The organism is Streptomyces sp. DH37 (assembly GCF_029813835.1).
GTDB lineage: Bacteria > Actinomycetota > Actinomycetes > Streptomycetales > Streptomycetaceae > Streptomyces.
In genome coordinates this window covers 69802-79517 of the sequence record NZ_JARVKV010000024.1, presented here as the reverse complement: position 1 = coordinate 79517, position 9716 = coordinate 69802, and the positions used below count along the sequence as shown (strand labels likewise).

At 71.8% G+C, this 9716-nt stretch carries 3 protein-coding genes, 1 tRNA gene and 1 rRNA gene; 4 read left to right on the top strand and 1 reads right to left on the bottom strand.

All coding sequences use genetic code 11. The annotated features are described in order from the left end of the window. The 3 genes from rrf to QC029_RS14655 form a co-directional block, all read left to right on the top strand. A 5S ribosomal RNA gene (gene rrf, locus QC029_RS14665) occupies positions 1 to 114 on the top strand; the annotation flags it as partial. A gap of 101 nt (positions 115 to 215) precedes the next feature. Then, on the top strand, positions 216 to 926 hold the full coding sequence (locus tag QC029_RS14660) for a DegT/DnrJ/EryC1/StrS family aminotransferase (protein ID WP_279556076.1): 711 nt from the start codon (positions 216 to 218) through the stop codon (positions 924 to 926). A gap of 84 nt (positions 927 to 1010) precedes the next feature. Continuing rightward, a tRNA-Thr gene (locus tag QC029_RS14655) sits at positions 1011 to 1083 on the top strand. A gap of 72 nt (positions 1084 to 1155) precedes the next feature. On the opposite strand, the gene QC029_RS14650 is transcribed toward QC029_RS14655, so the two are convergent. Further along, on the bottom strand, positions 1156 to 3804 hold the full coding sequence (locus tag QC029_RS14650; RefSeq protein WP_279556083.1) for a SpoIIE family protein phosphatase: 2649 nt from the start codon (positions 3802 to 3804) through the stop codon (positions 1156 to 1158). Positions 3805 to 4173: 369 nt separating this feature from the next. Here QC029_RS14650 and QC029_RS14645 point away from each other — a divergent pair, with 369 nt between their 5' ends. Then, positions 4174 to 9708: a HAMP domain-containing protein gene (locus QC029_RS14645; RefSeq protein ID WP_279556075.1), complete on the top strand. Its 5535-nt coding sequence runs from the start codon at positions 4174 to 4176 to the stop codon at positions 9706 to 9708. The last annotated feature ends 8 nt before the right edge of the window (positions 9709 to 9716 follow it).

Sequence of the window (9716 nt, the reverse complement as noted above, 5' to 3'; positions counted from 1 at the left end):
GGTGGTCATGGCGAGAGGGAAACGCCCGGTTACATTCCGAACCCGGAAGCTAAGCCTTTCAGCGCCGATGGTACTGCATGGGGGACCGTGTGGGAGAGTAGGACGCCGCCGAACAATTATTGAAGGGGCCGTGGTCCCCGGAGTTGGCTCCGGGGACCACGGCCTTTTTGCGTTACGTCACCGGGAGTTCACGTGGCACCGCCAGCATCGCGGGCATGGGGACGACGACGCTGAGCGGTACGCTGCGGACCAGGCTCGAGGAGTGGCACATAGGCATCGGGGACGAGGTGGTCGTGCCCGCGTACTGCGGCAGTGACGTGGCGGCCGCGGTACGGGAGACCGGTGCCCAGCCGGTCTTCGCCGACATCGATCCCGGGAGCCTGTGCCTCGATCCCGCCTCCGTCGCCGCGGTGGTGAACGAGCGGACCGCCGCGGTGATCCCCGTCCATCTCTTCGGTCACCCGGCCGACATGGTCTGCCTGCACGCCCTGGCGCAGCGCCACGGGATGAGGGTGATCGAGGCCGAGGAAACGGCATCCGTCTCCTCGGTGGAGGCCGCTCGCCGCCGGCAGCACGCCGAGTTCCTGAGCGCCCGGCTGACCGGTGTGGGCGTTCCGCGCGTCGCGGCCGGAGTGCGGCACGCGTACGAGCAGTACGTGGTGCGGGTACCGGGGAACGGGCGGCCCGACCGGGACGCCTTCAAGCACGCGCTGAGGGCGCGGGGGGTGCCGTGCCACGTGCCGGTGAAGACGCCGGTGCACCGTCTGCCGGAGTTCCGGACGGACGTACGGCTGCCCGAGACCGAGCGGGCGGCGGGGGAGTGCCTGGCGCTGCCCCTGGACGCGTCGATGACCCGCCGCGAGCTGCAGCGGATCGTCTCGGCCTGCAACGCGCTGGGCGGGCTGCTGATGGAACCCGCCTGCTGAGCGGCCGGACGGGCCTTGGAGGAGCCGGCGGGCCGAGTGGTCGGAGAGGCTCCGGGATTCAGGTATGATCTATCCCGCTGGCTCGCCCCAATAGCTCAGTCGGCAGAGCGTCTCCATGGTAAGGAGAAGGTCTACGGTTCGATTCCGTATTGGGGCTCAGAGACACGACGAGGCCCCCGCCACCAGGCGGGGGCCTCGTCGTGTACAGGGCGCCCGACGGCGCCCGCCGTCACTCGGGGACGCGCATCGCGAGGATCGCCATGTCGTCGGAGGGGGCGTCGGCGGCGAAACGCTCCACCGCGCGCATGATCCGCGCGGCCACCGCGCCCGCCGTCAGTCCCGTGCAGGTGGTGAGGACGTCCGCGAGGCCGTCGTCCCCCAGCATGCGGTCCCCCTCGCGGCGCTCGGTCACGCCGTCGGTGACGCACAGCAGGACGTCACCGGGATCGAGGGTGACGGTCTCCTCGTGGAGTTCCAGGTCGTCCATCACACCGAGCAGCGGCTGCGGTTCGGCGGCCGGCTCGACGGTGCCGTCCTGGCGCAGGCGCAGCGGCAGCGGATGGCCCGCGCAGACGACCTTGAGGACGGCTCCGCCTCCGGGCTGCGGCCACAGCTCGCCGTAGAGCAGGGTCAGGAAGCGGCTGCGGGCGCCCTCGTCGAGGATCGCGGCGTTGAGCCGCTCCAGGACGGCCGGACCGCCGAAGCCCTCGCGGGCCAGCAGGCGCAGCGCGTGGCGGGCCAGGCCGGTGACCGCGGCCGCCTCGGGGCCGGTGCCGCAGACGTCGCCGATGGCGAATCCGTACGCGCCGTCGCGGATGGTGAACAGGTCGTAGAAGTCGCCGCCGACCTCGTTGCCCTCGCCCGCGGCGCGGTAGATGACCTCGACCTCGACGCCGGGGACGTCGGGGAGCTCGGGCGGCAGCAGGCTGCGCTGGAGGGACTGGCTGATGGCCGTGCGCTCGCTGTAGAGCCTGGCGTTGTCCAGGGCGAGGGCGGCCCGGCGCGAGAGGTCCTCGGCCAGCTCCAGGATCTCCTGGCGGAAGCGCTCCTCGGTGGGCTTGCCCAGCGTCAGCATGCCGATGACGCGGTTGCGGGCCACCAGCGGCAGCACCACCGTCTCCCCGCCGACCGCGGCGGCGGTGGCGAGGGTGGTGCCGGCGACGTTCGAGGAGATGGAGGAGGGGAGGCGGTCGTGGGAGAGGCCGCTCTGGTCCAGGCCCAGGCTGCGCAGGGAGGTGCGCAGCGCGGCGGAGTGCGCCGCGTCGCCCGGGGCGGTCCACACCCGGGCGCCGGGGGTGGGCACCGGGTCGGGCGGCGGGACTTTGGCCAGCAGCGCCTTGAGGCCGTCGATGCGGTCCTCGTCCTCGTGCAGGACGTAGGAGAGCTCGGGCTCGGAGGACTGGTCGGCGATGGTGTAGACGGCGCACCAGGTGGCCAGGGTGGGGACCGTCATCTGGGCCATCAGGGCGAGCGTCTGGTCGCGGTCGAGGGTCCCCGCGAGCAGGTCGGACGCCTCGACGAGGAAGGACAGCGAGCCGCGGCGCAGCCTCTCCAGCTCGGTCAGGCGCGCGGACTCCACCGCGAGCGCGATCCGGTCGGCGGCGAACTGCAGCCGCAGGGCCTCCTCGTTGGTGTAGCGGCCCGGTCCCTCGGCGGAGACGCCCAGGGAGCCGGTCAGCCGCCCCTCGACCTTCAGCGGGACGGTGACGACCGAGCGCATGCCCGTTCCCTCCAGGAGGGGGACCGCGCCGGGCACGGCGGTCAGGTCCTCGTGGACCGAGGGCATCCGGGCCGATCCGTAGCGCCCGCTGCCCGCCTCGACGGGGACGCGGGCGAAGCGCTGGCGGGCGGAGGGCAGACCGGTGGTGGCGCGGACCTCCAGCTCGGTCTCGTCGTCCGTGGCCAGCAGCAGGAAGGCGGCGTCGCCGTCGAGCATGTCGCGGGCGCGCTCGACGGTGCGCTGGAGGAGGCCGTCGAGGTCGTCGGGAGGGGGCGAGCCGATGAAGACCTCGAAGGGGTCGGCGCCGGGGCGGTCGCGGCCCTCGGACGCGCCCCCGCCGTCGGCGGACGCGCCGCGCGTCGGGGACTGCAGCACCGCCCGCTCGTGGTCGCGCACCAGCAGGCAGACGGTGGAGGGCTCGCCGTCGGCGTCGCGCACGCGCAGGTGGGAGGCGTAGACCGGGACGGTGCGGCCGTCGGCGCCGCGGATGCCGTACGAGCCCTCCCAGCGGGAGAGGGCCAGGGCCTCGGCGATGCCGGTGCCGATGCCGGGGGTGTGGGGCCAGGCGGCCAGGTCGGTCAGGGGCTTGCCGGTGACCTGCTCGGCGGTGTAGCCGAACAGCTCACGGGCGTCGTCGTTCCAGGCGGAGACGGAGCCCCCGCGGTCGACCTGCAGGACCGCGACGCGGACCCGGGTGTCGGTGGCGGGCAGGGCGCTGTCGGGGAGCGCGGGGCCGGCGCTGCGGGTGCCGACCGGGCGCTCGGGGAGGTCGAGGCGGAACCAGACGCGCTTGTCGACGGCGGTGTACTCCACGCCCCAGCGGTCGGCGAGCGAGGCGCACAGCAGCAGGCCGCGGCCCCCCTCACGGTCGGGGTCGCCGAAGTGGCGGCCCAGGTCCTGGACGGGCAGCCCGCGGTCGGGGTAGTGGTCGGCGACCTCCACGCGTACGCTGCCGTCGCCGTCGCGCAGGCACAGGACGTCGGCGGCGGTGCCGGCGTGGACGACCGCGTTGGTGACCAGCTCGCTGGTGAGGACGACGGCGTCGTCGACGATGTCGGCCAGACCCCAGCCCTGGAGGGTGTCGCGCACGAAGGCGCGGGCACTCGCGACCGAGCGTCCGACCGGCTCGAAGGTAGCCGCAGCTCGCGCCGTGATCACTGTTCTCCCCATGGATCCGTCGTCGCCGTCCGTCCGCGCGGGCGGCAGGGGTGCCCGCTGGGCGCCCACCGCCGCGGCCAGCCGCTGCCCGGCACTCGCCTCGTCCACCGCAGCGCCCCTCCGAATACCCGTCGTGATCACGTTGCCGTCGCGCCCCCGGCGGACCGGGGCGGATGGACAGCCGGATGCCAGGTTACTTACGTTCGCAGTACCGGCGGGCCCCGGATGCGGGTGTTTCCCCCTTGAGGCGTTCGGTCGGCGGTGTGCGATGCTGCCGAACTGTTATCGCCTGGTTCCACCATGGTGAAACACTGGGAAGGCTCGAAGTGAATGCCCGGGCGGAACGTTCGACCCAGCGGGAGGGACACGGTGCAGTCTGGCGGAGCGGCGCGAGGCGCCAGCACGCGCACGAAAAGCGGACGGTCTCGGGCAAACGGGGTGATCGAGGTTGAGGCGGCCGCGGTCAACCGGCTGCTGACCGCCCTGGAGGCGATGCGGGACGGCAACTTCCGCAGGCGTCTCACGGTCACCGGCGACGGCCCGATGGCCGAGATCGCCGCCGTCTTCAACGAGGTCGCCGACCGCAACCTCCACCTGACCAGTGAGCTGGCCCGGGTGCGCAGGGTGGTCGGCAGGGACGGCAAGCTGACCGAACGACTGGAGACCGGGGCCTGCGAGGGGGCCTGGGCCGCGGCCGTCGACGCGTCGAACGCGCTGGTGGACGATCTGGCACGGCCCGTGTCCGAGGTCGGCCGGGTGCTGTCGGCGGTGGCCGAGGGCGACCTGGAGCAGCGGATGGACCTGCGGGTCCAGGGGCCGGACGGGACGACGCATCCGCTGCGGGGCGAGTTCCTGAAGGTGGGGCGCACCGTCAACGGGCTGGTCGACCAGCTCTCGACGTTCACCGACGAGGTGACGCGGGTCGCCAGCGAGGTCGGCACCGAGGGCAAGCTGGGCGGTCAGGCGCGGGTGCGCGGCATGTCCGGCTCCTGGAAGGACCTCACCGACTCCGTCAACACGATGGCGTCCCGGCTGACCGCCCAGGTCCGCGACATCGCGCTGGTCACGACGGCGGTCGCCAAGGGCGACCTGTCCCGCAAGGTCACCGTGCACGTGGCCGGCGAGATGCTGGAGCTGAAGAACACCGTCAACACGATGGTCGACCAGCTCTCCGCCTTCCAGTCCGAGGTGACGCGCGTCGCGCGCGAGGTGGGCACCGAGGGCCAGCTGGGCGGCCAGGCCCGGGTGCCGGGCGCCGGGGGCGTGTGGAAGGACCTCACCGACTCCGTCAACACGATGGCGGGCAACCTCACCTCCCAGGTGCGGGAGATCGCACGGGTGACCACGGCGGTCGCCAACGGCGACCTGTCGCAGAAGGTCACGGTGAACGCGCGCGGCGAGGTCGCGCAGCTCGCCGACACCATCAACACGATGACCGAGACGCTGCGGACGTTCGCCGACGAGGTGACGCGGGCGGCCAGCGAGGTGGGCACCGAGGGCGTCCTGGGCGGTCAGGCGCAGGTGCCGGGCGCGGCGGGTACGTGGAAGGACCTCACCGACTCGGTGAACACCGCGTTCCGCAACCTCACGGCGCAGGTGCGGGACATCGCGCAGGTGACGACGGCGGTGGCCAACGGCGATCTGTCGCAGAAGGTCACGGTGGACGTCTCCGGCGAGATGCTGGAGCTGAAGAACACCGTGAACACCATGGTCGACCAGCTCTCCGCCTTCGGCTCCGAGGTCACCCGGGTCGCCCGGGAGGTCGGCGTCGAGGGCGAGCTGGGCGGTCAGGCGCAGGTGCCGGGCGCGGCGGGTACGTGGAAGGACCTCACCGACTCGGTGAACACCGCGTTCCGCAACCTCACCGGCCAGGTCCGCAACATCGCCCAGGTGACGACGGCGGTCGCCAACGGCGACCTGTCGCAGAAGGTCACGGTGGACGTCTCCGGCGAGATGCTCCAGCTGAAGAACACCGTCAACACCATGGTCGACCAGCTGTCGTCCTTCGCCGAGCAGGTGACCCGGATGGCCCGGGACGTGGGCACCGAGGGGCGCCTGGGCGGCCAGGCCCGCGTGGACGGCGTCTCGGGCACCTGGAAGGACCTGACCGACTCCGTCAACTTCATGGCGGGCAACCTCACCTCCCAGGTTCGCAACATCGCCCAGGTGACGACGGCGGTGGCGCGCGGCGACCTGTCGCAGAAGATCGAGGTCGACGCGCGCGGGGAGATCCTGGAGCTGAAGAACACCATCAACACGATGGTCGACCAGCTCTCCGCCTTCGCGGACCAGGTGACCCGGGTGGCGCGCGAGGTGGGCACCGAGGGGCGCCTGGGCGGCCAGGCGCAGGTGCCCGGGGTCGCCGGGGTGTGGCGTGACCTGACCGACTCGGTCAACGGCATGGCGGGCAACCTCACGGCCCAGGTCCGCAACATCGCCCAGGTCGCGACGGCGGTGGCGCGCGGCGACCTGTCGCAGAAGATCGACGTGGACGCGCGCGGGGAGATCCTGGAGCTGAAGAACACCCTCAACACGATGGTCGACCAGCTGTCGTCGTTCGCCGAGCAGGTCACGCGGGTGGCCCGGGAGGTGGGCACCGAGGGCATCCTGGGCGGCCAGGCCGAGGTGGAGGGGGTCTCCGGCACCTGGAAGGACCTCACCCAGTCCGTCAACGGCATGGCGAACAACCTCACCTCGCAGGTGCGCAACATCGCCGAGGTCACCACCGCGGTCGCGCGGGGCGACCTGTCCAAGAAGATCACCGTCGACGCCAAGGGCGAGATCCTCGCCCTGGTGACGACCGTGAACACGATGGTGGACCAGCTCTCGTCGTTCGCCGAGCAGGTCACGCGGGTGGCGCGCGAGGTGGGCACCGAGGGCATGCTCGGCGGCCAGGCCCACGTGCCGGGCGTCACCGGCATCTGGAAGGACCTGAGCGAGAACGTCAACCTGATGGCGTCCAACCTGACGGGTCAGGTCCGCAACATCTCCCAGGTCGCCACGGCGGTCGCCAACGGCGACCTGACCAAGAAGGTCACCGTCGAGGCCAGCGGCGAGGTCGCCCAGCTCGCCGACACCGTCAACACCATGGTGACGACGCTGTCGTCGTTCGCCGACGAGGTGACGCGCGTCGCGCGCGAGGTGGGCACCGAGGGCATCCTGGGCGGCCAGGCGAGGGTGCCCGGGGTGTCGGGCACCTGGAAGGACCTGACGGAGTCCGTGAACTCCATGGCGTCCAACCTGACCGGCCAGGTGCGCAACATCGCGATGGTCACCACCGCGATCGCCAAGGGCGATCTCACCAAGAAGATCGACATCGACGCGCGCGGCGAGATCCTGGAGCTCAAGACCACCATCAACACGATGGTCGACCAGCTGTCGTCCTTCGCCGAGCAGGTCACCCGGGTGGCGCGCGAGGTGGGCACCGAGGGGCAGCTCGGCGGCCAGGCCCGCGTCGACGGCGTCTCGGGCACGTGGAAGGACCTCACCGAGTCGGTGAACGAGATGGCGGGCAACCTGACCCGCCAGGTGCGCGCCATCGCCGCGGTCGCCGCCGCGGTGACCCGCGGCGACCACAACGTGAAGATCGACGTGGACGCCGCGGGCGAGATCCTGGCGCTCCAGGACAACGTCAACACCATGATCGCCACCCTGCGCGAGACCACGCTCGCCAACCAGGAGCAGGACTGGCTCAAGGGCAACCTCGCCCGCATCTCCGGTCTGATGCAGGGCCGCCGCGACCTGGAGGACGTGGCGCGGCTGATCATGAGCGAGCTGACCCCGGTGGTCTCCGCCCAGCACGGGGCCTTCTTCGTGGCCGCCCCGACCGGCGGCGGCCCGGAGCTCGGGGTGGGGGCGAGCGAGGACGGCTCGTACGAGCTGCGGATGATCGGCACCTACGGCTACTCCCCGGGCACCATGCCCACCACCTTCCGGCCGGGCGAGTCCCTGGTGGGCACCGCGGCCGAGGAGAAGCGCACGATCCTGGTCGAGCACGCCCCGCCCGGCTACCTGAAGATCGCCTCCGGGCTCGGCGAGGCGCCGCCCGCCCACGTGATCGTGCTGCCGCTGCTCTTCGAGGGCAGGGTGCTCGGCGTCATCGAGCTGGCCTCCTTCCAGCCCTTCGCCCAGATCCAGAAGGACTTCCTGAACCAGATCGCCGAGATGATCGCCACGAGCGTCAACACCATCAGCGTCAACACCAAGACCGAGCTGCTGCTCAAGCAGTCGCAGGAGCTGGCCGAGCAGCTCCAGGAGCGCTCCATCGAGCTGGAGAGCCGCCAGCGGGCCCTGCAGGCCTCGAACGAGGAGCTGGAGGAGAAGGCGGAGCTGCTCGCCAAGACCAACCGCGACATCGAGATCAAGAACTCCGAGATCGAGGACGCCCGGCAGGTCCTGGAGGAGCGTGCCGAGCAGCTCGCCGTCTCGATGCGCTACAAGTCCGAGTTCCTGGCGAACATGTCGCACGAGCTGCGCACCCCGCTCAACTCGCTGCTGATCCTCGCCAAGCTGCTGGCCGACAACGCCGAGGGGAACCTGTCGCCCAAGCAGGTGGAGTTCGCCGAGACGATCCACGGCGCCGGCTCGGACCTGCTCCAGCTGATCAACGACATCCTCGACCTGTCGAAGGTCGAGGCGGGCAAGATGGACGTCAGCCCGACCCGCATCGCGCTGGTCCAGCTGGTGGACTACGTGGAGGCGACCTTCCGGCCGCTCACCGCCGAGAAGGGCCTCGACTTCTCGGTGCGGGTCTCCCCGGAGCTGCCCCCCACCCTCCACACCGACGAGCAGCGGCTGCTGCAGGTGCTGCGCAACCTGCTGTCGAACGCGGTGAAGTTCACCGACAGCGGCGCGGTGGAGCTGGTGATCCGCTCGGCCAGGTCGGACGTGCCGGAGACGATCCGCGAGCAGATGCTGGAGCACGGCTCGCTGCGCGACCCCGACTCCGACCTGATCGCGTTCTCGGTGACCGACACCGGCATCGGGATCGCGCAGAGCAAGATGCGCGTGATCTTCGAGGCGTTCAAGCAGGCCGACGGCACGACCAGCCGCAAGTACGGCGGCACCGGGCTGGGGCTGTCCATCAGCCGGGAGATCGCGCGGCTGCTCGGCGGCGAGATCCACGCGGTCAGCGAGCCGGGCCGGGGCTCGACCTTCACCCTCTACCTGCCCCTGGCCCCCGGCGAGCTGCCGCCCCAGGGCTACCCGCAGCCGGGCGGCGGAGCCCCGGAGGCCGACCGGGGGGCCGGAGGGGAGCCGGGCCCCGCGCCCGGTGCGTCCGGCACGTCCGGCACGTCCGGTGCGTCCGGTGCGTCCGGCACGTCCGGCGCCGAGGAGGAGCCGGCCCGGGAGACGGGCGGCGTGCTGGACGTGCCCGCCGCCGAGCGCGCCGCGGCGGCGCTCGCGTCCCGCCGCCGCCAGGTTCCCCCCATGCCGCGGAACCAGCCGCCGCGGCGGGAGGCGGACCGCGTGGAGGAGACGTGGCAGGAGGCCGGCCGGAGGACCGGGGGACGCCCGCGGGGCGCCTTCAACGGCGAGAAGGTGCTCATCGTCGACGACGACATCCGCAACGTCTTCGCGCTCACCAGCGTGCTGGAGCAGCACGGCCTGCAGGTGCTCTACGCCGAGAACGGGCGCGAGGGCATCGAGGTGCTGGAGCAGCACGACGACGCGGCGGTCGTCCTGATGGACATCATGATGCCGGAGATGGACGGGTACGCCACGACCGCGGCGATCCGGCGGATGCCGCAGTTCGCCGGGCTGCCGATCATCGCGCTGACGGCGAAGGCCATGAAGGGCGACCGGGAGAAGAGCATCGAGTCCGGGGCGTCCGACTACGTCACCAAGCCGGTGGACACCGATCACCTGCTGTCCGTCATGGCGCGGTGGATGCGCGGGGAGTGATGTGCGAT